The organism is Castellaniella hirudinis (assembly GCF_042651965.1).
Lineage (GTDB): Bacteria > Pseudomonadota > Gammaproteobacteria > Burkholderiales > Burkholderiaceae_B > Castellaniella > Castellaniella hirudinis.
The window spans coordinates 78,013-102,024 of record NZ_JBHSDY010000006.1; the positions used below are offsets into that span (position 1 = coordinate 78,013).

The 24,012-nt window shown below is 65.9% G+C and carries 24 protein-coding genes; 18 read left to right on the forward strand and 6 right to left on the reverse strand.

The genetic code is table 11. The features are described 5' to 3' along the window. Positions 1-14 precede the first annotated feature (14 nt). The 7 genes from ACFO0J_RS10650 to ACFO0J_RS10680 are packed head-to-tail and all read left to right on the forward strand — an operon-like array spanning position 15 to position 5,627. Entirely contained in the window at positions 15-566 is a 552-nt protein-coding gene (locus ACFO0J_RS10650; protein WP_376813060.1) for an OmpH/Skp family outer membrane protein, read from the forward strand. A 6-nt stretch (positions 567-572) separates the two neighbouring features. Beyond that, positions 573-1,718, forward strand: a complete 1,146-nt coding sequence (gene lpxD, locus ACFO0J_RS10655; RefSeq protein WP_376813061.1) for a UDP-3-O-(3-hydroxymyristoyl)glucosamine N-acyltransferase — start codon at positions 573-575, stop codon at positions 1,716-1,718. After that, positions 1,718-2,170, forward strand: coding sequence for a 3-hydroxyacyl-ACP dehydratase FabZ (fabZ, locus tag ACFO0J_RS10660; protein ID WP_043682505.1), 453 nt, complete (start codon positions 1,718-1,720; stop codon positions 2,168-2,170). Before lpxD ends, fabZ begins: the two co-directional genes overlap by 1 nt. Next, positions 2,170-2,967 carry an acyl-ACP--UDP-N-acetylglucosamine O-acyltransferase gene (gene lpxA, locus ACFO0J_RS10665; protein ID WP_376813062.1) on the forward strand — a complete coding sequence of 266 codons (798 nt, stop codon included), beginning with the start codon at positions 2,170-2,172 and terminating at the stop codon, positions 2,965-2,967. The genes fabZ and lpxA overlap by 1 nt, the downstream gene beginning before the upstream one ends. Further along, a complete protein-coding gene (lpxB, locus tag ACFO0J_RS10670) occupies positions 2,964-4,214 on the forward strand; it encodes a lipid-A-disaccharide synthase (RefSeq protein ID WP_376813063.1) in 1,251 nt (416 codons plus the stop codon). The genes lpxA and lpxB overlap by 4 nt, the downstream gene beginning before the upstream one ends. Beyond that, the gene (gene rnhB / locus ACFO0J_RS10675) at positions 4,201-4,800 is read left to right on the forward strand and encodes a ribonuclease HII (RefSeq protein ID WP_376813064.1); all 600 of its coding nucleotides are present in this window, start codon (positions 4,201-4,203) and stop codon (positions 4,798-4,800) included. Before lpxB ends, rnhB begins: the two co-directional genes overlap by 14 nt. Then, positions 4,797-5,627, forward strand: coding sequence for a TrmH family RNA methyltransferase (locus ACFO0J_RS10680; protein WP_376813065.1), 831 nt, complete (start codon positions 4,797-4,799; stop codon positions 5,625-5,627). The genes rnhB and ACFO0J_RS10680 overlap by 4 nt, the downstream gene beginning before the upstream one ends. On the opposite strand, the gene ppsR is transcribed toward ACFO0J_RS10680, so the two are convergent. Beyond that, the gene (ppsR, locus tag ACFO0J_RS10685) at positions 5,621-6,454 is read right to left on the reverse strand and encodes a posphoenolpyruvate synthetase regulatory kinase/phosphorylase PpsR (protein WP_376813066.1); all 834 of its coding nucleotides are present in this window, start codon (positions 6,452-6,454) and stop codon (positions 5,621-5,623) included. The genes ACFO0J_RS10680 and ppsR overlap by 7 nt on opposite strands. 211 nt (positions 6,455-6,665) lie before the next feature. On the opposite strand from ppsR, the gene ppsA reads away from it, so the two are divergent. Both ppsA and ACFO0J_RS10695 read left to right on the forward strand, forming a co-directional pair. Then, a complete protein-coding gene (gene ppsA, locus ACFO0J_RS10690) occupies positions 6,666-9,044 on the forward strand; it encodes a phosphoenolpyruvate synthase (protein ID WP_376813067.1) in 2,379 nt (792 codons plus the stop codon). A gap of 112 nt (positions 9,045-9,156) precedes the next feature. Next, on the forward strand, positions 9,157-9,816 hold the full coding sequence (locus tag ACFO0J_RS10695; protein WP_376813068.1) for a methylated-DNA--[protein]-cysteine S-methyltransferase: 660 nt from the start codon (positions 9,157-9,159) through the stop codon (positions 9,814-9,816). A gap of 42 nt (positions 9,817-9,858) precedes the next feature. Here ACFO0J_RS10695 and ACFO0J_RS10700 read toward each other — a convergent pair whose 3' ends face one another. Together ACFO0J_RS10700 and smpB are read right to left on the reverse strand one after the other, a co-directional pair. Then, positions 9,859-11,469 (reverse strand): methyl-accepting chemotaxis protein, encoded by a 1,611-nt coding sequence (locus tag ACFO0J_RS10700; protein WP_376813069.1) that lies wholly within the window; start codon positions 11,467-11,469, stop codon positions 9,859-9,861. A gap of 329 nt (positions 11,470-11,798) precedes the next feature. Then, positions 11,799-12,263, reverse strand: coding sequence for an SsrA-binding protein SmpB (gene smpB, locus ACFO0J_RS10705; protein ID WP_376813070.1), 465 nt, complete (start codon positions 12,261-12,263; stop codon positions 11,799-11,801). Positions 12,264-12,332: 69 nt separating this feature from the next. On the opposite strand from smpB, the gene ACFO0J_RS10710 reads away from it, so the two are divergent. The 5 genes from ACFO0J_RS10710 (at position 12,333) to mmsB (ending at position 16,461) form a co-directional block, all read left to right on the forward strand. Then, entirely contained in the window at positions 12,333-12,767 is a 435-nt protein-coding gene (locus ACFO0J_RS10710) for a type II toxin-antitoxin system RatA family toxin (protein ID WP_376813071.1), read from the forward strand. Position 12,768: 1 nt separating this feature from the next. Continuing rightward, positions 12,769-13,053, forward strand: a complete 285-nt coding sequence (locus ACFO0J_RS10715) for an RnfH family protein (RefSeq protein WP_376813072.1) — start codon at positions 12,769-12,771, stop codon at positions 13,051-13,053. A 159-nt stretch (positions 13,054-13,212) separates the two neighbouring features. Further along, on the forward strand, positions 13,213-14,367 hold the full coding sequence (locus ACFO0J_RS10720; protein ID WP_376813073.1) for an acyl-CoA dehydrogenase family protein: 1,155 nt from the start codon (positions 13,213-13,215) through the stop codon (positions 14,365-14,367). Further along, entirely contained in the window at positions 14,364-15,539 is a 1,176-nt protein-coding gene (locus tag ACFO0J_RS10725) for an enoyl-CoA hydratase/isomerase family protein (RefSeq protein WP_376813074.1), read from the forward strand. The genes ACFO0J_RS10720 and ACFO0J_RS10725 overlap by 4 nt, the downstream gene beginning before the upstream one ends. A gap of 25 nt (positions 15,540-15,564) precedes the next feature. Then, positions 15,565-16,461, forward strand: coding sequence for a 3-hydroxyisobutyrate dehydrogenase (gene mmsB / locus ACFO0J_RS10730; RefSeq protein WP_376813075.1), 897 nt, complete (start codon positions 15,565-15,567; stop codon positions 16,459-16,461). Between the two features lie 5 nt (positions 16,462-16,466). Here mmsB and ygfZ read toward each other — a convergent pair whose 3' ends face one another. Further along, the gene (gene ygfZ, locus ACFO0J_RS10735) at positions 16,467-17,387 is read right to left on the reverse strand and encodes a CAF17-like 4Fe-4S cluster assembly/insertion protein YgfZ (RefSeq protein WP_376813076.1); all 921 of its coding nucleotides are present in this window, start codon (positions 17,385-17,387) and stop codon (positions 16,467-16,469) included. Between the two features lie 110 nt (positions 17,388-17,497). Beyond that, positions 17,498-18,262, reverse strand: coding sequence for an IclR family transcriptional regulator (locus ACFO0J_RS10740; RefSeq protein ID WP_376813077.1), 765 nt, complete (start codon positions 18,260-18,262; stop codon positions 17,498-17,500). Positions 18,263-18,435: 173 nt separating this feature from the next. On the opposite strand from ACFO0J_RS10740, the gene ACFO0J_RS10745 reads away from it, so the two are divergent. From ACFO0J_RS10745 to ACFO0J_RS10760, 4 genes are all read left to right on the forward strand, one after another. Further along, positions 18,436-20,070 carry a GMC family oxidoreductase gene (locus tag ACFO0J_RS10745; protein WP_376813078.1) on the forward strand — a complete coding sequence of 545 codons (1,635 nt, stop codon included), beginning with the start codon at positions 18,436-18,438 and terminating at the stop codon, positions 20,068-20,070. 21 nt (positions 20,071-20,091) lie between these two features. Continuing rightward, positions 20,092-20,649, forward strand: coding sequence for a TRAP transporter small permease subunit (locus ACFO0J_RS10750; protein ID WP_376813079.1), 558 nt, complete (start codon positions 20,092-20,094; stop codon positions 20,647-20,649). Beyond that, a complete protein-coding gene (locus ACFO0J_RS10755) occupies positions 20,646-21,968 on the forward strand; it encodes a TRAP transporter large permease (protein ID WP_376813080.1) in 1,323 nt (440 codons plus the stop codon). Before ACFO0J_RS10750 ends, ACFO0J_RS10755 begins: the two co-directional genes overlap by 4 nt. Before the next feature lie 74 nt (positions 21,969-22,042). Next, positions 22,043-23,164 carry a TRAP transporter substrate-binding protein gene (locus tag ACFO0J_RS10760; RefSeq protein WP_376813081.1) on the forward strand — a complete coding sequence of 374 codons (1,122 nt, stop codon included), beginning with the start codon at positions 22,043-22,045 and terminating at the stop codon, positions 23,162-23,164. 63 nt (positions 23,165-23,227) lie between these two features. Here ACFO0J_RS10760 and ACFO0J_RS10765 read toward each other — a convergent pair whose 3' ends face one another. Then, on the reverse strand, positions 23,228-24,010 hold the full coding sequence (locus ACFO0J_RS10765) for a thiazole synthase (protein WP_376813082.1): 783 nt from the start codon (positions 24,008-24,010) through the stop codon (positions 23,228-23,230). Between the last annotated feature and the right edge of the window lie 2 nt (positions 24,011-24,012).

The following is a 24,012-nucleotide window of genomic DNA, read 5'->3' on the forward strand; positions in this document are numbered from 1 at the left end:
GTGGATTTCTCATCATGTTTGTTTCAGGTCTGAATGTTTCAACCTTGGCGCAACGCGCCGTGCGTAGCCACCGGGCGCTGGCCCTGGCGGCGGCCGTGAGCCTGGGGGCGCTGTTCGTCGCGCCGTCTTATGCCCAGGGCACCAAAATCGGCTTCGTCAGCACGGAACGCATCTTGCGCGACTCCAAGCCCGCCAAGGCGGCTCAGGCCAAGATCGAAGCCGAATTCAAGAAGCGCGATCAGGAATTGCAGCGTCTGTCCGACAGCCTGCGCAGCGAAGCGCAAAAGCTCGACAAGGACGCCCCGGTGCTGTCCGAGGCCGACCGCGTCAAGCGCCAACGCAAGCTCCAGGACATGGATTCCGACCTGCAGCGCAAGCGCCGCGAATTCCAGGAAGACTTCAACCGTCGCCGCAACGAAGAATTTTCCTCCATCGTGGAAAAGGCCGATGCCGCGATCAAGAAGATCGCCGAACAGCAAAACTACGACCTGATCATCCAGGACGCCGTCACGGTCAGCCCGCGCGTGGACATCACCGATCAGGTCATCAGCGCCCTGGGCGGCTAATTTCCGATGCCTGTGCTGCTCGCGCCCGACCGGGCGCCCGCATTGTCCGATCTGCTGCGGGCGGCCGATACAGTCGGGCTGGGATGCGGCATCACGGGTGCGCCGGACGCAGGCACGCTGAAGATCGCGGGCATCGGCTCTCTGCAGTCGGCGGGCCGGTCCGAAATCAGCTTTCTGTCCAATCCCCGCCTGCAGGCCCAACTGGATGACTGCGGCGCGGCCGCCGTCATTCTGCGCCGGCAGGATTGGGACGCCTACTGCGACAGCCATGCCGGCACGCCGCCCTGGGCGGCGGTGCTGTGCCCGCAACCCTATCTGATGTACGCGCTGCTGGCCCAGTGGTTCGATCGCCATCGCCAGGCCGGTCTGCCCAAAGGCATCCATCCCAGCGCCGTGATCGCCGACGATGCCGTGCTGGCCGACGGCGTGCACGTCGGCCCTCTGGCGGTGATCGAATCGGGCGCGCGCATCGCAACAGGGACCCGCATCGGCGCAGGCTGCGTCATCGGCGCGGGCAGTAGCATCGGCGCGGACAGCCTGCTGCATGCCCATGTGACGCTCTATCACGGCGTGCACGTGGGCGCGCGGGCGATCCTGCATTCGGGCGTGGTACTGGGCGCCGACGGCTTCGGCTTCGCGCCGGATCCGCGCACCCCCGGCGCCTGGGCCAAGATCGCCCAGCTGGGCGGTGTGCGCCTGGGCGACGACGTGGAAATCGGCGCCAACACCACCGTCGATCGCGGCGCGGTCGAGGATACGGTGCTGGGCAACGGCGTGAAACTCGATAACCAGATCATGATCGGCCATAATTGCCGCATCGGGGATCACACCGCGATGGCTGCCTGCGTGGGCGTGGCCGGTTCCACCACCATGGGACAGCGCTGCGTGATCGGCGGGGCCGCCATGTTCGGCGGACACCTGACGCTGGGCGACGACGTACATATTTCGGGGGGCACGGCGGTCACCTCGGACATCCTCAAGGCTGGGCGCTATACCGGGGTATTCCCCGTGGCCGAACACGGCGCCTGGCAACATAATGCAGCCGTGATCGGCCAGCTTGCACAATTGCGCAAGCGGCTGCGCGCCGCAGAACGACAAGGCGCCGCCGGCACATCCGGCCAGCCGACGAACCCCAAGCAGGACACACAATAATGGAACTCGATATCAAAGACATCATGGAAAGGCTGCCGCACCGGCAGCCGATGCTGCTCGTGGACCGCGTCCTGGAAATGGACCCGGGCAAGAGCATCGTGGCCATCAAGAATGTCACCTACAACGAGCCCTTCTTTCAGGGGCATTTCGCCCATCATCCGGTGATGCCCGGCGTCCTCATCATCGAGGCCCTGGCTCAGGCGGCCGCGCTGTTCTCCTTTGCCGACGCCGGCGCGCCGAACCTGGCCAGCACCAAGATCGCCTACTACCTGGTCGGCGTGGATGGCGCGCGCTTCCGCCGCCCCGTGGTGCCCGGCGACCAGTTGCGCATGGAGGTCTCGGCCGACAAGCTCAGCCGCTCCATCTGCAAGTACACCGCCGTCGCCAAGGTCGACGACCAGATCGCGGCCGAGGCCAAGATCATGTGCGCGGTGCGTATCCTGGAGGAATAATGGGCGCGGCGCAGATCCACCCTACGGCCCTGGTCGCGCCGGGCGCGGTGCTGGGCGAGGACGTCGTCGTCGGCCCCTACAGCATCATCGGCGAGCACGTCCGTGTCGGCGCGCGGACGCACATCGGTCCGCACTGCGCCATCGACGGGCATACCGTCATCGGCCCGGACAATCATTTCTACCGCTTTTGCTCCATCGGGGGCATCCCTCAGGACAAGAAATACGCGGGTGAACCCACGGCGCTGGAAATCGGCGCGGGCAACACCTTCCGCGAATTCGTGACCGTGAACACCGGCACGGCCCAGGACGTGGGCACGACCCGGCTGGGGGACGACAACTGGATCATGGCCTACGTGCATATTGCGCACGATTGCCAGCTCGGCAGCCATATCGTCATCGCCAACAGCGTCCAACTGGCGGGCCACATCCACATCGGCGACTGGGCCATCATCGGCGGCCTGTCGGCAGTGCACCAGTTCGTGCGCATCGGCGCGCATGCCATGATCGGCGGCACCAGTTCCGTGCGCCAGGACGTGCCCCCCTACGTGATCGGCGCGGGCGATTCGTTCCGGCCGGTCGGCATCAATGCCGAGGGCCTGAGCCGGCGCGGCTTCACGCCGGCCGACGTGCAGGCGCTCAAGGACGCCTACAAGATCCTCTATCGGCGCCAGCTCAGCGTGGAACAGGCCGTCGAGGCCCTGGCGGCGCTCCAGGCGGAACGCCCGACCGAGGCGCCCGCCGTCCAGACGCTGCTCGATTTCCTGCGCGCGTCCAGCCGGGGTATCGCCCGGCCATGAGCTTTGCCGCCGCCATCGTGGCCGGTGAACCCTCCGGCGACCTGCTGGCGGCGCGCATGCTCCGCGGTCTGCAATCGCATGATCCCCAGGTCAAGGCCATGGGCATCGGCGGTCCGGCCATGGCCCGCGCAGGCTTCGAGGCCTGGCACCCCATGGATGCGCTGTCCGTCTTCGGCTACGTCGATGCGCTGCGCCAGGCACCGCGCCTGATCCGCACCTGGCGCGACACGCGCCGCCGCGCACTGGACTGGCGTCCGGATGTGTTCGTGGGCGTGGACGCTCCCGACTTCAATCTGCGCCTGGAAGAAAAGCTGCGCGCCGCCGGCATCCCCACCGTGCATTTCGTCGGACCCTCGATCTGGGCCTGGCGGTTTGAACGCATCCACCAGATCCGCCGCGCGGTCTCGCACATGCTGGTGCTGTTCCCCTTCGAGGTCGATCTGTACCGCGAGCAGGGCGTGCCCGTGACCTATGTGGGCCACCCGCTGGCCGAACTCATTCCCGTGCAGCCGGATCGTGCGGCCGCCCGCGCGCGCCTGGGCCTGGAGCCCAAGGCCCGGGTGCTGGCCCTGATGCCGGGCAGCCGTGAATCAGAGATCCGCCTGCTGGCCTCCCGATTCCTGCAAGCCGCCCAGATCCTGATCAGCCAGGACCCGGATTTGCAGGTCGTCGTGCCGGTGGTCAATCCGCAGCGCCGCGCCCAGTTCGAGGCCGTCCTGGCGCAATACCCCGTGCCCGGATGCCGGATCCTGTCGGCTTTGCCGGCTTCGGGGCAGGGCATCGAAGCCCCAGCCGCCGGGCAGGGCGCCGCACCGGCGCGCGCCGATGGCCTGGACACATCCGAATGGCCGGTCGCCTGGCATGCCATGGAGGCCGCCGATGCCGTGCTGGTCGCCAGCGGTACGGCCACCCTGGAGGCCGCGCTCTTCAAACGCCCCCTGGTGATTTCCTATGTCATCACCCCCTGGATGCGGCGCATCATGGCCTGGAAATCCGGCCAGGACGCCCCGAGCCTGCCCTGGATCGGCCTGCCGAACATCCTGGAACGCGAGTTCGTCGTGCCCGAACTGCTGCAAGAGGCCGCCACGCCGCAGGCGCTGGCCGAGCACACCTGGGCGGCCCTGACCGACGCGGATCTGGCCGCGCGCATCACGCAGCGCTTCACGGCGCTGCACGAGACCCTCAGCCGCGACACGCCGGGGCTTGCGGCCCAGGCCATTCTGGAAACCAGCCGTGGCCACGCCTGATCTGTTCGACACCCTGCCGGTCGAGGGGCTGGTCGCCGGCGTGGACGAGGCGGGCCGCGGCCCGCTGGCCGGCCCGGTCTACGCCGCCGCCGTCATCCTGGACCCGGCCCGACCCATCGAAGGCCTGGACGACTCCAAGAAGCTCAGCGCCGAGCGCCGGGAAGTCCTGGCCGGCCTGATCCGCGAACGGGCCCTGGCCTGGGCCGTCGCCTACGCCGACGTCGAAGAAATCGAGCGCCTGAACATCCTGCACGCCACGATGCAGGCCATGCGGCGGGCCTGCCTGGGCTTGTCCCAGGCGCCCGCGTTGATCCTGGTGGACGGCAACCGCCTGCCCCCGGGGCTGCCATGCCAGGCCCGCGCCGTGGTGGGGGGCGACGCCCTGGAACCGGCGATTTCCGCCGCCTCGATCCTGGCCAAGACCGCACGCGACGCCTGCTGCCTGGAACTGCACGCGCGCTACCCGGACTACGCCTTCGATCGCCACAAAGGCTACGGCACCGCGCTGCACCTGGCCCGTCTGGCCGAATTCGGCCCCTGTCCCGAACATCGGCGTGATTTCGCGCCCGTACGGCGCCTGCTATGACCGTTCCCGTACGCCACATCGCCTCGCGCGACAATCCGGATTACCGCGCCTGGCTGCGCCTGGCCCAGGGGCGGCCGGGCCGCCATGACACGCGCGTCATCCTCGAAGGCGAGCACCTGTGCCGCGCCTGGCTGGAACACAAGGGCGTGCCGCAGACGCTGGTGGTCGGTGAATCGGCTTTGTCCCTGGATTGGGTCGGCCCCATCTGGCAGGACTGCGTACGCAGCCGGCGCATCGTCCTGCAGGACAATCTCGCCGCCGTCCTGTCCCAGGTCGAGCATGGCCCCGCCGTGTTCTTTATCGTGGATCCTCCCGCGCCGCAGCCTCCTGCGCGCATCACCGCCGGCTGCCTGTGGCTCGACCGGGTTCAGGATCCCGGCAACCTGGGCACGTTGTTGCGCACCGCTGCCGCAGCGGGCCTGAAGCAGGCCTATCTGTCGAACGGCTGCGCCTCGGCCTGGTCGCCCAAAGTCCTGCGCAGCGGCCAGGGGGCGCACTTTGCCCTGGATATCCATGAGCGCGTGGATCTGTCGGCGCTGACGCGCCAGACGGACATCCCGCTGGCCGCCACGACACTGGAACGGGCCGAGATCCTGTACATCAAGGACTTGCGCCAGCCCTGCGTCTGGCTGTTCGGCAACGAAGGGCAGGGCGTCGCCGATGATCTGCTGGAGCTGGCCTCCTGGCGGGTCCATATCCCGCAGTCCGCGGCGGTCGAATCCCTGAATGTGGCCGCCGCCGCCGCCATCTGCCTGTTCGAGCAGCGGCGCCAGCAACTGGTGGCCGCCGTGCGGGCGCGCACGTCGCGACGCGAGAAAAATCAGTAGCTCATCCGGTCCAGACCGACCTCATCAAGGATCTTTGTAGAAATTTCCTCGATCGAGCGGGTCGTGGTGGACAGCCAGGGAATGTTTTCCATGCGCATCAGGCGCTCGGCGTCGGCGATTTCCTGGCGGCATTGCTTCAGTGAAGCGTAGACGCTGTTGGGCCGTCGTTCGTTGCGGACCTCGGCCAGGCGTTCGGGCTGAATCGACAGGCCGAACAGCTTGCGCCGGTAGGGCAGCAGGGTGGCGGGCAGGGCGCCGCGGTCGAAGTCTTCCGGGATCAGCGGGTAGTTGGCGGCCTTGACCGCATACTGCATCGCCAGATACAGGCTGGTCGGGGTCTTGCCGCAACGCGAGACGCCCACCAGGATGACGTCGGCCTGCTCCAGGCCCTGGACGTACTGGCCGTCGTCGTGCGCCAGGCTGAAATTGATGGCCTCGATGCGGTTGTTGTATTGCTTGCTCAGGCCGTTGGTATGCGAACGGCCCACCGAACGGCTGGCGTTCACGCCCAGCACCCCTTCCAGGTGGTGCACGAAGGAGCCGAACAGGTCCAGAAAGACGCAGGGCGCGGCGCGGATGCGGTCGGCCATTTCCGGGTCCACCAGGGTGCTGAACACCAGCGGCGGCGGACCGCCCCGGTCGGCGTGCAGGGCGATGCGCTGCGCGGCAGCGTCGGCCTTGGCCGCCGAATCAATGAAAGGCAGACGCACGGACTGGAAGGCGACTTCCTCGAATTGCGAGAGCACCGCGTGACTGAAGGTTTCCGCGGTGATCCCGGTACTATCCGAGACAATGAACACCGTGCGTTCGATAGAAGATTCGGTCATGGATTTGTTGAACCACCAAGCGTCAGAAACGGTACAATCCGCGAAGGTTACCAGTCACCCGAACCGGGATCAAGAAGCCTTCTGAATTCGTTCAGGGGTGCCCGAGGCTGGTTTGCCGGGCGCACGCAATCATGCCGCGCACGCGCAGGGCCTGTCCCTGCGCGCTGCGTACGCCGGGCAAACTCGCTTTTTCTATCTCAAAGGTGACACCATGTCGTACGTTGTATCGTTCGAGCAGCTCCGCATGACGGATGTGGACTCGGTAGGAGGCAAGAACGCTTCTCTTGGGGAAATGATCAGCCAGCTGGCCGGCGCCGGGGTCCGGGTGCCGGGCGGCTTCGCGACCACCGCGGATGCGTTCCGCGATTTCCTGAAATCCACCGGGCTGGACGCCCGCATCAATGCGCGCCTGGATGCGCTCAACGCCGACGACGTGCGCGAACTGGCCGCCGCCGGCGCCGAGATCCGTCAATGGGTGATCGACACGCCGTTCCCGGCTGACTTCGAGCAGGCCATCCGTGGCGCCTTCGCCGCGCTGGACGCCGACGGCAAGGGTTCCTTTGCCGTGCGCTCGTCGGCCACCGCCGAAGACCTGCCCGACGCCTCTTTCGCCGGCCAGCAGGAAACCTATCTGAACGTGGTCGGCATCGACGACGTGCTGGAAAAGATCCGCCACGTGTTCGCCTCGCTGTACAACGACCGCGCGATCTCCTATCGCGTGCACAAGGGCTACGCGCACGCCGAGGTCGCGCTGTCGGCCGGCATCCAGCGCATGGTGCGCTCGGACAAGGGCAGCGCGGGCGTGATGTTCACCCTGGACACCGAATCCGGCTTCAAGGACGTGGTGTTCATCACCTCGTCCTACGGCCTGGGCGAAACCGTCGTCCAGGGCGCCGTCAACCCCGACGAGTTCTACGTCTTCAAGCCCACGCTGGCCGCCGATCACTATCCCATCATCAGCCGGCGCATCGGCTCCAAGCTGATCAAGATGGAATTCGACGAACAGCGCGTCTCCGGCCATGCCGTGCGCACGGTCGAGGTCCCCGCGTCCGAACGCAACCGCTATTCCCTGACCGACGACGAGATCATCGAACTGGCGCGCTACGCGACCATCATCGAAAAGCACTACCAGCGCCCGATGGACATCGAATGGGGCCGCGACGGCGTGGACGGCAAGCTCTACATCCTGCAGGCCCGTCCCGAAACCGTGAAGTCGCAGCAGGGCCACCACGACGTCCAGGAACGCTACCGCCTGAAGGCTACCGGCGAAGTCCTGATCACCGGCCGCGCCATCGGCCAGAAGATCGGTTCGGGCACGGTGCGCGTCGTGGCCGACGCCTCTGAAATGGACAAGGTGCGCCCCGGCGACATCCTGGTCACCGACATGACCGACCCCAACTGGGAACCCGTCATGAAGCTGGCCTCGGCCATCGTCACCAACCGGGGCGGGCGCACCTGCCACGCCGCCATCATCGCGCGTGAACTGGGCATCCCGGCCGTGGTGGGCTGCGCCGAAGCCACCGACGTGCTGGCCAACGGCCGCGAGGTCACCGTGTCCTGCGCCGAAGGCGACGAGGGCCGCATCTACGACGGCCTGATCGAGACCGAAATCGAAGAAGTCCGCTGGGGCCAGATGCCCGACATCGGCCTGAAGGTCATGATGAACGTCGGCAACCCGCAACTGGCCTTCGACTTCTCGCAGATTCCCAACGGCGGCGTCGGCCTGGCGCGCCTGGAATTCATCATCAACAACAACATCAACGTTCACCCCAAGGCCATCCTGGACTACCCGAACGTCGACGGCGACCTGAAAAAGGCCGTGGAATCCGCCGCCCGGGGCTATGCCAGCCCGCGCGCCTTCTTTGTGGAAAAGCTGGCCGAAGGCATCGCCACCATCGGCGCGGCGTTCTATCCCAAGCCGGTGATCGTGCGCCTGTCGGACTTCAAGTCCAATGAATACCGCAAGCTGGTGGGCGGTTCGCGCTACGAGCCCGAGGAAGAAAACCCGATGCTGGGTTTCCGGGGCGCGTCGCGCTACATCTCCGAAGACTTCGCCGAGTGCTTCCGCATGGAATGCGAGGCCTTGAAAAAAGTCCGCGACGAGATGGGCCTGACCAACGTCGAGATCATGGTGCCCTTCGTGCGCACGCTCAGCCAGGCCGAGCGCGTGGTCGATCTGCTGGCCGCGCACGGCCTGAAGCGCGGCGACAACGGCCTGCGCCTGATCATGATGTGCGAAGTCCCGACCAACGCCATCCTGGCCGACGAATTCCTGCAGTATTTCGACGGCTTCTCGATCGGCTCGAACGACATGACCCAGCTCACCCTGGGCCTGGACCGGGATTCGGGCATGGAACTGCTGGCCGCCGACTTCGACGAACGCGATCCCGCCGTGCAGTTCATGCTGCGCCGCGCGATCCAGGCCTGCCTGAAGGCCGGCAAGTACGTCGGCATCTGCGGTCAAGGCCCCAGCGACCATCCCGATCTGGCCCAGTGGCTGCGGGACGAGGGCATTCTGTCCATGTCCTTGAACCCGGACACGGTGGTCGACACCTGGCAGCGCCTGGCCGATACCAAGGTCGCCGCCTGATCGCTTGATCGAACCCGCGCGTCGCCTCCGGACATCGGGGGCCGGTGTGCGGGCTGGCCAGCCCCGGGGCGGCACGAAGGCTCGTGCCGCCCTTTGTCTTTCGGAGCGTTCAATGCCGTTTCACGCCTTGATCCCGTCGCCTCTGGGGCCCATTTTGCTGGAATCGGACGAGACCAGCCTGCGGGGCTTGTACTTCACCGACCAGCGGGATCTGCCCCAGGTGCCGGGCGTGGAGGCCGCCCCGGTGAAGGTGTCGGACCCCACGGCAGGCCGCCAGGACGGCCGGGCGATCCGGTCGTTCCGGGCGGTGCGGGGACAGACGGCCGGCGAGAGCGGGGCGCTGTTCTCCGAATCCAGGCGCGTGCTGCAGGTGGAAACGGCGCCGCTGCACCTGCTGCAGGAAAACACCCCGGACAGCGCGCTGGCGGTGCTGGAACAGACCCGGCGCGAACTGGACGAATACTGGCGCGGCGCACGCCAGGTCTTCGAGATGCCGCTGGCCCCTCAAGGGACGGCCTTCCAGCAAAAAGTCTGGCAGGCATTGCTGGACGTGCCCTGCGGCCAGACCCTGTCCTATGGCGAACTGGCCGAGCGCGCCGGCCTGGGCGCCGGTCACGGCCGCGCGGTGGGCACAGCCGTGGGCAGCAACCCCATCAGCATCATCATTCCCTGCCACCGCATTCTGGCCCGCAACGGCACCCTGAACGGTTACGGCGGCGGCCTGAGCCGCAAGGCGCGGCTGCTGGAGATCGAGGGTTTCACGATCCGCTGAAAGGCGCGGTGCGCCTGGCGTACGCCAGGCCCCGATCCCCGGTCAGGCGGGCTCCGCCGCCTTGTTCATCCGCCGCAATTCCACCGCGTCGGTCTCGGCGTGCGTATGATCCTGGGGCGTCAGCCTGAACACACGGACATTGTCCAGCGATGCCTTGGAGTGATGTTCCATTTTTTCGGCCAGCCGGGCGAGCCCGTCGGCCATGAGGGCGTTGCGTTGCGTGATCTGGTCCAGCTCGTGCATGGCCTGGCCGGCTTCCTGGATGCCCGTCGCCTGCTCCTGGGCTGCCAGATTGATCTCCGCCAGGATCTGGCCCTGGCGTTCGACGGCGCCCGCGACATCGCCCATACGCGCCTGGGTCTGCGTCATGCCTTCGTTCCCCTGTTCAACGCGCGCATGGGATACATCGATCAATTGCCGGATCTGCCGGGCCGCGTCGGCCGTGCGTTGGGAGAGGGCGCGGACTTCGGAAGCCACCACCGCGAAACCCCGGCCGTGCTCGCCGGCGCGCGCGGCCTCGGTCGCCGCGTTCAGCGCCAGGATATTGGTCTGAAAGGCCACCGACTCGATCACCTGGACGAAATCGCCGATGCTGCGCGAGGACTCGCCGATCTGCCGCATCGTTTCGGACAGGGCGTCGACGGCGGTCTGGCTGCGCCGCACCGTGTCCGCTGTTTCAGCAGCGATCTGCGTGCCCGCCCGGGTCATGTCGGACGTCTGCCGGATCGTGCTGCCGATCTGGTCAATGGCGGCCGCCGACTTGGACAAGCCGGCGGCCTGCTGCTCGGTACTCACCAGCATGTCCTGGCTGTGCCGGGCGACTTCGTGGGCATCATTCGACAGGAACTGCCTGACGTCCCCGATGACCGTCCGGATCATCAAGGCCAGTTGATTGATCGGCAGCATCAGGTGGCGCGTGCTGTGGAACTGCTGGATGGAAATGAACTGGCTCAGGTCGCCGCTGGCCAGATGGCGCGTGACTTCCGCCACCTGATCGACGGGGGCAATGAACAGCCTGGAGACGCCCAGCCAGGCCAACAGGGCGGTCAGCACCCCGGCGATCGGCAGGCTCCAGAGCGGCAGTCCGAGCCACGCAGCCCCGACCGGCCCGGCCGCCGCCAGCATGCCGAGCAGCAAAGCCTTCCCTTGACGCCCGGGCATGAGGTATTTGAAAAACGCATGGAGCGGCCCGCTCCGGCTGACGAGTCCGCCCTGGAATCGATGGACCAGACGGCCGCGCTCGGCCTCGAGCCGCATCGTTGAAAACAGCCGTTCCGCCGCCTCGATCTCGGCGGCTTCCGGCAGGGTCCGCACGGACAGGTAGCCGACGATCCGGTCGCCATTGCGCATGGGCGTGGCATTGGCCCGCACCCAATAGCCATCCCCGTTCTTGCGGCGATTTTTGATCAGAGCGCTCCAGGGGACGCCGGCCTGGATCGTCGCCCAGAAATCCCGGAACGCCTCCTCGGGCATGTCGGGGTGGCGCAGGAGGTTATGCGCCTGTCCCAGCAGTTCTTCTTTGGTGTAACCGCTGACGCGGATGAAGTCGTCGTTGCAGTAAGTGATCCTGCCCTTGATGTCCGTAATAGAGATCAGCGTGAGGTGGGCGGGGTAGTCGTAGATTGCTTGAGTGACAGGCAGATTTTTGCGCATATATCCTTCCAAGAGCCGATGGCAATGACAGGGATGACAATGACTGCTTTGTTACAAAAAAGAGACACTCTGTATGCAATATTTGTATAAAAGTATGAATTAATGTCTAAATTTATCATACCTTGATATTTGAAAAAACCCGCACAATACCCTGATATAGGCGCAATTTGCCGTAATCAGGAGACAGAATCACGAAAAATGCGCAAGCAGGCTCGCCGCCGGCGTGCCTTGTGCAACGGGCGGTCTTGAATCCGAGCCGCTTGCAAGCGGCGAGGTGGAGGGATGTTCCGGCGCCTGGCCGGGCGTCGGGGGGATGGGGCCGAGCGTGCTCAGTCCCCTTGTTTACCCCGGGTGTCGTGCTTCATCAGCCGTTCTTTTTCACGCGCCCAGTCCTTGTCGCGCTGGGTGTCGCGCTTGTCATGCAGCTTCTTGCCGCGTCCCAGGCCGAAGTCCAGTTTGATGCGCCCGCCCTTGTAGTGCAGGTTCAGCGGCACCAGGGCGTAGCCGCGCTGTTCGACCTTGCCGATCAGCTTGCTGATTTCCTGCGCGTGCAGCAGCAGCTTGCGCGTGCGGGTGGCGTTGGGATGGATGTGGGTCGACGCCGTGGGCAGCGGGCTGATGTGCATGCCCAGGATCCACAAGGCGCCGTCACGGACGATGACGTAGGCTTCTTTGAGCTGGACGTGGCCGGCGCGTATGGCCTTGACCTCCCAGCCTTCCAGCACCAGCCCGGCCTCGAAGCGCTCCTCGATGAAGTAATCGTGGGTGGCTTTGCGATTATCAACAATACTCATGGGGTCTGAACAGGCCTGGGACTGAAACTGTAAAATCCCATCATTCTAGCTCAACCGACCGTCTTGCCGATGCCTTCGATCCAGCGCTCCGTCCTCGTTCCTTTCAGTTGCGAACAGATGTTCGATCTGGTGGCCGACGTCGGGCGTTATCCTGAATTCATGCCCTGGTGCGGCGGGGCCCAGGTGCAATGGCAGAACGAGCAGGGCATGCAGGCCACGGTGCAGATCCATTTCGCCGGCATCCGCCAGAGCTTCACCACGCGCAACGATCATGAATACCCGCACAAGATCGTCTTTCACCTGGTGGACGGACCGTTTTCCAGCCTGACCGGCCACTGGACCTTCCAGCCCCTGGGCGAGGACGGCTGCAAGGTGCTCTACACCATGGAATACACGTTTTCCAGCCGCGCGCTCTCGGCGGTGGTCGGGCCGGTTTTCAACCGGATCGCCACCAGCTTCATCGACTCCTTCACCCAACGCGCCCATGCGGTCTACGGGGGTTGAGGTGCGGGTTCATATCGCCTTCGCCGCCCCCACGCGGCTGTGGCAGCAGGTGCTGGACGTGCCCGAAGGCGCCACCGTCGGTCAGGCGCTGGCGCAGAGCGGCTTTGCCGCTGAATTCCCCGAATTCACCGACCATCCGCCCGCGACGGGGGTGTACGGTGAGCGCTGCGACACGCACCGCATCCTGCGCGAGGGCGACCGCATCGAGCTGTATCGTCCGCTGGTCTTCGACCCCCTGGAATCCCGTCGCCGCCGCGCGGCGCACCGGCGCGACGCGGGGAAGTGAACCGCGCGGACGGGCACGTCATCCGTCAGTCCGTAAGCAAGCCCTTTGAAGTGCTACATTAAGCGTGCGGCGCATTGGCCGATCCTACCCGGGTCGGCCCACGTCGGGCGGCGCCACGAGCATGCCGCGACAGCCCTATAAAATCCGGAGACACGCACTATGGATTTTCGCCTCACCGAGGAACAACAGGCCTTCGCACAGGCCGCCCGCGAATTCGCCCAGGGGGAATTGGCCCCGCATGCGGCGCAGTGGGATGAAGAACACATCTTTCCCCGCGAGGCCTTCTCCAAGGCCGGAGCACTCGGGTTCTGCGCCATGTACGCGCCGGAATCCATCGGCGGGCTCGGCCTGCCGCGCCTGGACGCCACCCTGGTGTTCGAAGAAATGGCCGCCGTCGACCCGTCGACCACGGCTTTCATCACGATCCACAATATGGCGACCTGGATGATCGGCTCATGGGCGCAGCCCGGCGTGCGTGATCACTGGGGACCGTTGCTGGCCACGGGCGAAAAGCTCGCTTCCTATTGCCTCACTGAACCCGGCGCAGGCTCGGACGCGGCATCGCTTACGACCAGCGCCCGCCGTGACGGCGACCACTATGTCCTGAACGGCGCCAAGGCCTTTATCTCCGGCGCGGGCGATACCGATGTCCTGGTGGTCATGGCGCGCACGGGCGGCGAGGGGCCGCGGGGCATCTCGGCGCTGGTCGTGCCGGCCGACAGCGCCGGCATCACCTATGGCCGCAAAGAAAACAAGATGGGCTGGAACAGTCAGTCCACCCGCCCGATCACCTTCGAAAACGTCCAGGTGCCGGTGGAAAACCGCCTGGGCGAAGAGGGCGAGGGCTTTCGTTTTGCCATGAAGGGCCTGGACGGCGGGCGCATCAACATCGCCACCTGCTCGGTCGGCGCCGCTCAGGGCGCTTACGAAGCCGCGCGCCGCTACATGGGCGAACGGCGCCAGTTCGGCCGCGCCCTGGCGGATTTCCAGGCGCTGCAGTTCAAGCTGGCCGATCTGCTCGCCAATATCGTCGCCTCGCGCCAGATGGTGCGGCTGGCGGCCTGCAAACTGGACGAGGGCGATCCCCAGGCCACCGCCTATTGCGCCATGGCCAAGCGCCTGGCCACGGACCTGTGCTTTCAATCCTGCCTGGATGCGCAACAGATTCATGGCGGCTACGGTTACCTGAAAGACTATCCGTTGGAACGGCTGGTGCGCGATACCCGCGTGCACCAGATCCTGGAAGGCACCAACGAAATCATGCGCCTGATCGTGGCGCGCCACATCCTCACTCAGGAGGCCGATCTGCGATGAGCGCATCCGCCCTTTCTCCCTCCAGACGCACCGAATCCGCCGGGGCGGACCCGGTGCTGTTCCAGGAACTCGCCGGGCGTGACGGCCGGCGCATCGGCGTGGCCACCCTGAACAGCCCCCAGACCCTGAACGGCCTGTCTCTGCCCATGTCCCGGCTGCTGGACGCCCGCCTGCAGGCCTGGGCTGCCGACGACGGCCTGGTCGCCGTGGTCCTGAACGGCGCGGGCGGCAAGGCTTTTTGCGCCGGAGGCGATCTGCACGGCCTGTACCGCGCCATGCTCGACAGCCCGGCGGGCGACGCCTGGGCCAATCTGCCTGCCCGCGCCTTCTTCGAGACCGAATATCGCCTGGATCATCGCATCCATTGCTATCCCAAGCCGGTGCTGTGCTGGGGCAGCGGCATCGTGATGGGCGGCGGCGTGGGGCTGATGATGGGCTCCAGCCATCGCATCGTCACCCGCACGACGCGCTTCGCCATGCCCGAGGTCACCATCGGCCTGTATCCCGACGTGGCCGGCACCTGGATGCTCAGCCGCCTGCCGCGCGGCATCGGCGCCTTCCTGGCGTTCACCGGCGCGCAACTGGGTGCGGGCGACTGCCTGCATTACGGCCTGGCCGACCGGATCTGTGACGCCGAAGGACTGGATGCCTTGTTGGATGCGCTGGCGGCCACGGACTGGGCGACCGATCCGGTCCGCCATGCCGCCCAGGTGGACGCCGTGCTGGACGCCTGCCAGGCGCCGACCCCCGAGCCCGGCCCGCTGCAGCGCCATGCCGACGCCATCCGTCAGGCCTGCGGCCGTGCGGACTTCCTGGAAATCACGGCAGCCGTCACGGCCTGGAAGGACGACCTCGATCCCTGGCTGGCACGGGCGGCGGCCACCTTTCTGGCAGGTTCGCCCGGCTCGGCCCGCCTCAGCCATGCGCTGCTGGCGCGCGCCCGGAATCAGTCCCTGGCGGAGACCTTTCGCATGGAATTCACGGCCTCGCTGCATTGTTGCGCCGAGCCGGATTTCCGCGAAGGCATCCGCGCACTGCTGATCGACAAGGACAAGTCCCCGCGCTGGAATCCGGCCACACACGAGCAGGCGACGGCGGACTGGGTGCGGCGCTTCTTCGCCCCCCTGGGGCCGGACGGCCGGCCGCACCCCCTGGCGGATCTCGGGGCTTGATCCCATACAAACACAGGAGACACACATGAGCAGCACCATCGGATTCATCGGCTTGGGCCACATGGGCGGCCCGATGGCCCAGAACCTGCTGAAGGCAGGTCATACACTCCAGGTTTTCGATCTGGTTCCGCAAGCGCTCCAGACCCTGGTTCAGGCGGGCGCCAAGGCGGCGGCCACGGCAGCCGAAGCCGTGGCGGGGGCCGATCTGGTCGTCACCATGTTGCCGGCCAGCCGCCACGTCGAAGGGCTGTACCTGGGTGAAAGCGGCTTGCTGACGGCAATCGCCAAAGGCACGCTGGTCCTGGAATGCAGCACCATTGCGCCTGAATCGGCCCGCAAGGTGTCGGCTGCGGCCGCGCAGCGCGGCATCCGGATGATCGACGCGCCGGTGTCCGGCGGCACGGGCGGCGCCATCGCAGGCACGCTGACGTTCATCGTCGGCGGCGCCGACGATGATCTGGAGGCCGCCCGTCCCTACCTGGAAAAAATGGGCAAGAACATCTTCCACGCAGGGGACGCGGGCGCGGGTCAGGTCGCCAAGATCTGCAACAACATGCTGCTGGGCATCCTGATGGCCGGCACGGCCGAAGCCCTGGCGCTGGGCGTGGCCAACGGCCTGGATCCCAAGACCCTGTCGGACATCATCGCCAAGAGTTCCGGACGCAACTGGGCGACGGAGCTCTACAACCCCTGGCCGGGCGTGATGGAGCAGGCGCCGGCCTCCAAGGACTATGCGGGCGGTTTCGGCGTGGACCTGATGCTCAAGGATCTGGGACTGGCGGCCGAGGCCTCGATGCAGGCGCGCGCAACGACGCCGCTAGGCGAACTGGCGCGCAACCTGTACGCGCTGCACAGCACCCAGGGGCACGGAAAATTGGACTTTTCCAGCATTCTGAAGCTGTATCACCAGCCGCACGGCTAAGGCGATCAGACTGCGTTCCGGGGCGCCTGCATCTCTAGCGGCGCGCCATCCGGCGCGCCGACGGCATAGCGCATGGCCGGCCAGTCCGACAGCGTGATTTCCGCGGCCACGTGCAGCAGGCCGCCGTGGACGGCTGACTCGATCACCCGTCCCACAGGACGGCCCGCTGCGTCTCCGACCGCGTACAGGTCGGCGGGCAGGGTGGGGGCGTCGGCCGTCCAGGGCGCGGTGCCATAGGCCTGGCGCCGCTTGACCGTGCCCCGGTAGTGGCTGCGGGCAATGACTTCCTGGCCCGGATAGCAGCCCTTGGCGAAATCAATGGTGCCGTTCAGGTCCATGTCCAGCGACGCCGGCAGAAACTGGTCCTGCGACGTGGCCCGGATCCAGGGCCAGCCGCCGGCCAGCCGCGCCGCCGTCCAGGCATCATCGCGGATCGGGCCGGCCCGATCGGCCTCGTCCGGCGCCGTCGCCGCGAGGCGCCAGGCGGCGGGCCGTTCCGCCCGGGAGTAGGGCGCCACGATCCAGTCCGCGCCCTCGATCGAGGCGCACGTCCAGGCCGGCGCCGTGTGCAGTGCCGCCGGCACGGCCTGGGCGCCCAGCGCGCCCCAGACCTGCACCGTCTCGTCCAGGCTGATCGTGACCTTGGCGCGCAGCACGAACATGCGCAAGCGCTTGAGCAGGCTGTCCGTCAGATCCCGCGACACCATCCAGACGAAACCCTCGTCCGGCACCCGCCACAGCACGCCGTTGGCCAGCAGGCGACCCTGGGCCGTGCAATAGGCGGCCGGGGCCGCCAGGCCGTCGCCCAGGCCGGTGATCCCATGCGTCAACTGCCCGTGCAGAAATGATGCGGCGTCCGCGCCCTGGATGCGAACCAGCGCGCATTCGAGCAGGGGTTGAAATCCGGGGGTGATGAGGCCTTCCATGGTGGATCCGTGAATATGCATGTTTCAAACAATCGGTCAGCGCCCATGATAGCGCGGGCGCGCTTCGGAACGGCGAGAGAACCGGCTGGAGAGACGGATAAAGGCGGCAATTAACCGCCGGCCAGGATCAGACCCAGTTCGTCCGCGGTCCGGCGCATGAATCGGGCCTTTTCCATCAGATCCTTGAGCGACGCCTGGGCCGTCGGCGCATGGCAGGCCAGGGCCGCGATCATCTTGCCCTCGCTATCCCTGATCGGAACCGCGACCGCCACCATGCCGACGATGAATTCCTCGTCGTCGATGCCGATCTCCTGTTCCCGAATCGGCCGCAGCGCCGACAACAACGCCTCCTGCTGGGTGATGGTCTTGGGCGTCATGCGCGTCAGGGCCAGCCTGCCCAGCAGCGTCCTTTGTTCCGCCGGGCGCATGAAAGCCAGGAACAGCTTGCCGCTGGCGGTGCAATGCAGCGGCACATGGGAGCCGATATCCATATGCAGTTGCAGGCGCAGGTGGCCGGGGCTTTCCACCCGGGCCAGATACTGCACGGTATCGCCCGACAGCGTGTTCATATTGCACGTCTCGCCCGTGATTTCGACGAGCGTGCTCAGCGCGGCGCGGCACGCCCGCAATAGCTGGGGCGCGCGCAGGATGGACAGGCCCAGCGCGTGGGTCCGCGAACCGGTCACGTATCCTCTCCGGCCGGGCAGCCGGGTCACGTAGGCGGCGCGCTCCAGGTCGTTGAGCATGCGCATCAGGCTGGATTTCGGCAGGCCCGTGCGCTGGGCCAGTTGCGTCAGGGTTTGCGGATGCGTCGCCGCCGACAGTTTTTCCAGGATCTGCAGCACGCGCAGCGATCGATCAACGGATTCGTTCATGGAGGAGGGGCCCGGTCAAGCGATGGCAATTGAAACCGAAATGGCACATTCCGTGCCATAGGTGGAATTCATAGTATTAACCCCGTGGTGACACGCAAGCGCGGCCGGTCAAACTGGCTGGAAACAAAAAAAGTTCCCGCCGCCACAGATACGCGAAAGAGAGCCGCCATCCTATGAATCAGGCTGTAGATTACATCATCGTGGGCGCCGGATCGGCCGGCTGCGTCCTCGCCAACCGGCTGAGCGAAAACGGCAAGTACAGCGTCTGCCTGCTGGAGGCCGGGCCGCCGGATTCCAACCTCTGGATCCACATTCCGATCGGCTACGGCAGGACGATGTTCGACAAGCACGTGAACTGGGGCTTCTATACCGATCCCGAGCCCAACATGCTGGGCCGCAGGATCTACTGGCCGCGAGGAAAAACACTGGGCGGCAGCAGCTCGATCAACGGACTGATCTACATCCGCGGGCAGAAACAGGATTACGACCACTGGGCCGATCTGGGCAACCCGGGTTGGAGCTGGGACGATTGCCTGCCCTATTTCCGCAAGCTCGAAAACAATGACCTGGGTCCGGGGCCCACGCGCGGCACGGACGGTCCGTTGCACGCATCCTCCATTCGCGCCAAACACGAACTGGTCGAGGCCTTCATCCGGTCGGCCGAAGCGAACGGTATTTCCAGGACGGACGACTTCAACACCGGCGAGCAGGAGGGCGTCGGTTACTACCAGCTCACCACGCACGGCGGCTGGCGCTGCTCGTCGGCCGTGGCGTATCTCAAGCCCGCGCGCGGCAGATCCAATCTGGAGGTCGTGACCCGCGCGCAGGCGACCCGGGTGATCCTGCAGGATCGGCGCGCCACGGCGGTGGAATACCGGCGTGGCGATCAACTGCGAACCCTGCGGGCGAACAAGGAAGTCATCCTGTGCGCGGGCGCCTTGCTGTCGCCCCAGTTGCTGCAGCTCTCGGGCATCGGCCCGGCGGACTTGCTGGGCGAGCACGGCATCGGAGTGGTCGCGGACCGGCCCGGCGTCGGTGAAAACCTGCAGGATCACCTGCAATTGCGCCTGATCTACGAAGTCACCAAGCCGATCACCAACAATGACCAGTTGCGCAGCCTCTGGGGCCGGGCCCGGATGGGGCTGCAGTGGCTGCTGTTTCGCAGCGGCCCGCTGGCCATCGGGATCAATCAGGGCGCGTTGTTCTGCCGGGTCCTGCCGGAATCGGTCCGTCCCGACATCCAGTTCCATCTGGGCACGCTATCGGCCGATCTGGCCGGGGCTCAGGTGCACGATTTTTCCGGCTGCACCTACTCCGTCTGCCAACTGCGTCCCGAGTCGCGCGGCCATGTGCGGATCCAGTCGCCCGATCCGCTGCGGCCGCCGTCGATGCAGCCCAACTATCTGGACGCCGAGCTCGATCGGCGCACGGCGGTCGCGGCGGTGCGGTTCGCCCGCCGCCTCGCCGATACCGAGCCCATGAAGAGCCTGATGAAGCGCGAGTACCGGCCGGGGCTGGACGCCCGCGGCGACGACGAGATCCTGCACTTCTGCCGCGAGCACGGCGCCACCATCTTCCATCCCACCGGCACGGCCAGAATGGGGGGGCGCACCGATCCCATGGCGGTCGTCGACCATCACATGAAGGTCCATGGCGTCGAGCGGCTGCGAGTGGTGGACGGCTCGGTCATGCCCACCCTGGTGTCGGGCAACACGAACGTCCCCATCATCATGATGGCCGAACGCGCCGCGGAGTTCATTCTCGCCGATGCCGCACGGCCGCCCATTCCACAAGAAGTTCCGCACTAACCGCAAGGAGCCGAGGCCCCCATGGACAATGATCGAGAACCTTCTCCCGGCCTGCGCAGGCTGCTGGCGGCGCTGGAATATCCATCGCTGCTGATCGGCAAGCTGGCGGCCTGGCTGATTCTGCCGCTGACGGGCGCGCTGGTCTACGAAGTCACGTCCCGCTACATTTTCAACAAGCCCACCATCTGGGCCTACGACATGACCTACATGCTCTCCAGCGCGGTGTTCATGCTGGGCGCGGCCTACGCGTTGCAGAAAGGCAGCCACGTCCGGGCGGACTTCCTGCTGGCTCTGCTGAAACCTCGCTGGCAGGCCTTGATGGACGCCGCAATGTACGTCGTGCTGTATTTCCCGGCCATGGCCCTGTTCTTCATGGTCAGCCTGCGATTCGCCCGCCAGTCCTGGATGCAGCACGAACTCTATCCGCAAAGTCCGTGGATGCCGCCGATCTACCCGCTCAAGGCGGTGATCCCCCTCACGATCTTCCTGCTGCTGTTGCAGGGCGTGGCCGAATTGATCAAGGCCTGCTGGGTGATCCGGCACAACAAGCCCTTTCAGAACAAGGAATCCCAATCATGAGCGATCCCGTTCTCGGCCTCGTGTCCCTGCTGGTCGCCGTGGTGGGCGTGCTCACCGGCTTCCCGATGGCCTTCGTGTTCATCTTCGTGGCCCTGCTGTTCGGTTTCATGGCCATCGGCCAGCAGGTCTTCAACCTGCTGACCTACCAGTTCTTCTCGCTGATGACCAGCGTCGAACTGGCCGCCATCCCCTTGTTCCTGTTCATGGGCTACATCCTGGACCAGTCCGGCCTGATGGACCGCATGTTCCGCGCCCTGCAGATCATGCTGGGGAAATACAAGGGTTCGCTCTACGTCATCGTCCTGGCGACGGCCACGCTGTTCGCGGCGGCCACCGGCATCGTCGGCGCATCGGTGACCGTCCTGGGCGTCATGGCCGCCCCCATGCTGATCCGCAGCGGCTACGACACCCGCCTGTCGGCCGGTGTGATCGCCGCGGGCGGGACGCTCGGGATCCTGATTCCTCCGAGCGTGATGCTGATCGTCATGGGACCGCTGGTCGGAATTCCCGTCTCCACGCTGTTCGCCGCCGCAGTGATTCCGGGGTTGATGCTTTCGGGCGTCTATCTGATCTACACCGTCATCCGCTGCCAGATCAACCCCAAGCTGGGCCCGCCGATTCCCTACACCGGTCCGCCGCTCACCTTGCTTGATAAGCTGCGGGAGCTGTGCATCGGCGTGATCCCCATCACGGTCGTCATCCTGTCCACGCTGGGGCTCATCGTCGGCGGCGTGACCACTCCGACCGACGCAGCGGCCACCGGCGCCTTCGCCTCTCTGGCGCTGACCGTCCTGTACCGGCGCCTGAGCTGGAAGGCGCTGGGCATCGCCGTCATCCGCACGATGGAGGTCAGCGCCTTCATCATGTTCCTGATCGGCGCGGCCAATTTCTTCGGCGCGGTCTTCGCCCGCCTGGGCAGCGGCCAGTTGATCACCGAGATCCTGACCTCCCTGCCGGTCTCGCCGATGATCATGCTGCTGCTGATGCTGTTCCTGATCTTTCTGCTGGGCGGCCCGCTGGAATGGATCCCCATCGTCCTGGTGGTCGTCCCCATTCTGCTGCCGGTCGCCCACAGCCTGGACTTCGACATCCTGTGGTTCAGCATCCTGATCGCCGTGACCCTGCAGACCTCCTGGCTGACGCCGCCTCTGGCGCTGTCCTCGTATTTCCTCAAAGGGGTCGTGCCGCAATGGAGCATGAAGGACATCTATCTGGGCATGATCCAGTTCGTCGGATTGCAGGCGCTGGTCGTCCTGATCCTGATCAAGTTTCCGATCCTGGTCCATTGGCTGCCGCAGGTCACGGGGCTGGCGGATTGACCAGACCATTCGGAGGGAGGGCGCGCCATGGCATGACCTAGGTTGTCAAATCTGTTTGACTCAAGGAGACCCATATGATCCGTTTTCTCAAAGCCAGACTCGCCGGCATCCTGTGCCTTTCGGCAGGCCTGCTGACGTGCACGCCCGCCCTGACGCAGGCGGCCGATCAAAAAGTTTATAAATTTTCCATTCAGACGGCGGTCCCCAACGCCAGCTTGTATTTCAAGCTGCTGGAGCAGTTTTCCAAGCAGGTCGATCTGATGTCCGGCGGGCGGCTGAAAGTCGAAGTGCTGGCGGCCGGCGCCGTCGTGGGGCCCTTCGAGATCCTGGACGCGGTCAGCAACGACGTGGTCAAGGCCGGCTATGTCTGGCCCAATTATTTCTCCGGCAAGAATTCCGCATTCGTGCTGTTTTCGAACGCGCCGGCCAGCACGGGGCTGGATCAGAGCAGCATGGTCGCCTGGTATTACAAGGGAGGCGGCGAGCAGCTCTACAAGGAGCTTCTGGAAGACGTGATGCACTACAACGTCAAGGCGTTCCTGATGCAGCCCATGGGCCCTGACCCCTTGGGATGGTTCAAGAAGCCGATCAAGGACGTCGAGGAATTCAAGAGCTTCAAATACCGTTCACCCCCGGGCATTCCCGGAGAAACCTACCAGGCCATGGGCATCGCGGCGGTAGGCGTGCCCGGCGGCGACATTGTGCCTTCGGCGCAAAGAGGCGTGATCGACGCAGCCGAATGGATCGGCCCCGCGGACGACCGCAACCTGGGCCTGCAGAAGATCTGGAAATACTATTATCTGCAGGGGCTGCATCAGCAGACCGACATCGGACAGATCTTCATCAACGGGGATTTCTGGAAGTCGCTGCCCGCCGATCTGCAGGAAATCATCCGGATCGCCGCCAAGGCGAACATCGCCGACACGCTGGACGCCAACATCTACGACAATTCGGTGGCGCTGCACGAGTTCATGGACAAGGAGGGCGTGAAGGTGCTGGACACGCCGCCCGACTACTACACGCGCTTCATCGAGGAAGAAAAGAAAGTCACGGCGAAATACGCCGCCGACAATCCCTTCTTCAAGAAAGTCCTCGACTCCCAGAGCGGTTTCGCGCAAATGGTCTTCCCGTACCGGTCGCGCATCCTGACCCTGTATGACAGCATGGTCAAGACCGCCAACGAACAGCGGCAGTAGGCTTTTCGCCGCATCACGGATCCCGGCCGTCCGGCCGGGATCCTGTCTCCATCGCCGCCGGGCTCAGCCCAGCACGAACGGCCGGCCCGAGACCGGCGTCGTGGCCACTGCCATGTCCTGCTCCGCCATGATGCCGGCTTCCCTGGCCAGCCGTCCGGCCTGGATGGCCCACTTGAAGGCTGCGGCCATGCGCACCGGGTCCAGGGCGCGGGAAACCGCGGAGTTCAGCAGCACGGCGTCGAACCCGAGCTCCATGGCCTGCGTGGCATCCATGGGCGAACCGATGCCGGCGTCGACGATCAGGGGCGTGTCCGGCAGGCACTCGCGCAGCGTGCGCAGCGCCGACGGATTGATCAGCCCCTGGCCGGAGCCGATGGGCGCCGCCCAGGGCATCAGCGCCACGCAGCCCGCGTCCAGCAGGCGCCGGCAGACGATCAGGTCGTCCGTGCAGTAGGGGAAGACCTGGAAACCGTCGTGCGCCAGGGTCGCGGCCGCCGAGACCAGTTCGAACACGTCCGGTTGCAGCGTGTGTTCGTCGCCGATCACCTCCAGCTTGATCCAGGATGTGCCGAAAAGCTCGCGCGCCATATGAGCCAGCGCAACCGCTTCGGCCGCCGTACTGCAGCCCGCCGTATTCGGCAGCAGGTGGCACCCCAGTTCCTGGAGCATCGAGAAAAAGGGCTGCCCGCCACCGGCCCCGGCCGCCGCCTGGCGCTTGAGTCCGACCGTGACGACCTGGGCGCCGGAGGCGCGCACGGCGTCCAGCATGACCTGCGGGGAAGGGTAGGCGGCCGTGCCGAGGAAGAAGCGGCTGTCGAGTTCGACGTCGGCGATTTGCCAGCTCATGG

Coding starts and splice junctions, on each gene's coding strand:
- ACFO0J_RS10755 (WP_376813080.1), top strand. CDS start 20,646: ATGAGCGATCCCGTTCTCGGCCTCGTGTCCCTGCTGGTCGCCGTGGTG.
- ACFO0J_RS10745 (WP_376813078.1), top strand. CDS start 18,436: ATGAATCAGGCTGTAGATTACATCATCGTGGGCGCCGGATCGGCCGGC.
- lpxD (WP_376813061.1), top strand. CDS start 573: ATGCCTGTGCTGCTCGCGCCCGACCGGGCGCCCGCATTGTCCGATCTG.
- ACFO0J_RS10700 (WP_376813069.1), bottom strand. CDS start 11,469: ATGCGCAAAAATCTGCCTGTCACTCAAGCAATCTACGACTACCCCGCC.
- ACFO0J_RS10720 (WP_376813073.1), top strand. CDS start 13,213: ATGGATTTTCGCCTCACCGAGGAACAACAGGCCTTCGCACAGGCCGCC.
- lpxA (WP_376813062.1), top strand. CDS start 2,170: ATGGGCGCGGCGCAGATCCACCCTACGGCCCTGGTCGCGCCGGGCGCG.
- ACFO0J_RS10680 (WP_376813065.1), top strand. CDS start 4,797: ATGACCGTTCCCGTACGCCACATCGCCTCGCGCGACAATCCGGATTAC.
- ppsR (WP_376813066.1), bottom strand. CDS start 6,454: ATGACCGAATCTTCTATCGAACGCACGGTGTTCATTGTCTCGGATAGT.
- ACFO0J_RS10740 (WP_376813077.1), bottom strand. CDS start 18,262: ATGAACGAATCCGTTGATCGATCGCTGCGCGTGCTGCAGATCCTGGAA.
- ACFO0J_RS10760 (WP_376813081.1), top strand. CDS start 22,043: ATGATCCGTTTTCTCAAAGCCAGACTCGCCGGCATCCTGTGCCTTTCG.
- ACFO0J_RS10765 (WP_376813082.1), bottom strand. CDS start 24,010: ATGAGCTGGCAAATCGCCGACGTCGAACTCGACAGCCGCTTCTTCCTC.
- ACFO0J_RS10650 (WP_376813060.1), top strand. CDS start 15: ATGTTTGTTTCAGGTCTGAATGTTTCAACCTTGGCGCAACGCGCCGTG.
- ACFO0J_RS10725 (WP_376813074.1), top strand. CDS start 14,364: ATGAGCGCATCCGCCCTTTCTCCCTCCAGACGCACCGAATCCGCCGGG.
- fabZ (WP_043682505.1), top strand. CDS start 1,718: ATGGAACTCGATATCAAAGACATCATGGAAAGGCTGCCGCACCGGCAG.
- ygfZ (WP_376813076.1), bottom strand. CDS start 17,387: ATGGAAGGCCTCATCACCCCCGGATTTCAACCCCTGCTCGAATGCGCG.
- ACFO0J_RS10710 (WP_376813071.1), top strand. CDS start 12,333: ATGCCTTCGATCCAGCGCTCCGTCCTCGTTCCTTTCAGTTGCGAACAG.
- mmsB (WP_376813075.1), top strand. CDS start 15,565: ATGAGCAGCACCATCGGATTCATCGGCTTGGGCCACATGGGCGGCCCG.
- ACFO0J_RS10750 (WP_376813079.1), top strand. CDS start 20,092: ATGGACAATGATCGAGAACCTTCTCCCGGCCTGCGCAGGCTGCTGGCG.
- ACFO0J_RS10695 (WP_376813068.1), top strand. CDS start 9,157: ATGCCGTTTCACGCCTTGATCCCGTCGCCTCTGGGGCCCATTTTGCTG.
- smpB (WP_376813070.1), bottom strand. CDS start 12,263: ATGAGTATTGTTGATAATCGCAAAGCCACCCACGATTACTTCATCGAG.
- lpxB (WP_376813063.1), top strand. CDS start 2,964: ATGAGCTTTGCCGCCGCCATCGTGGCCGGTGAACCCTCCGGCGACCTG.
- ppsA (WP_376813067.1), top strand. CDS start 6,666: ATGTCGTACGTTGTATCGTTCGAGCAGCTCCGCATGACGGATGTGGAC.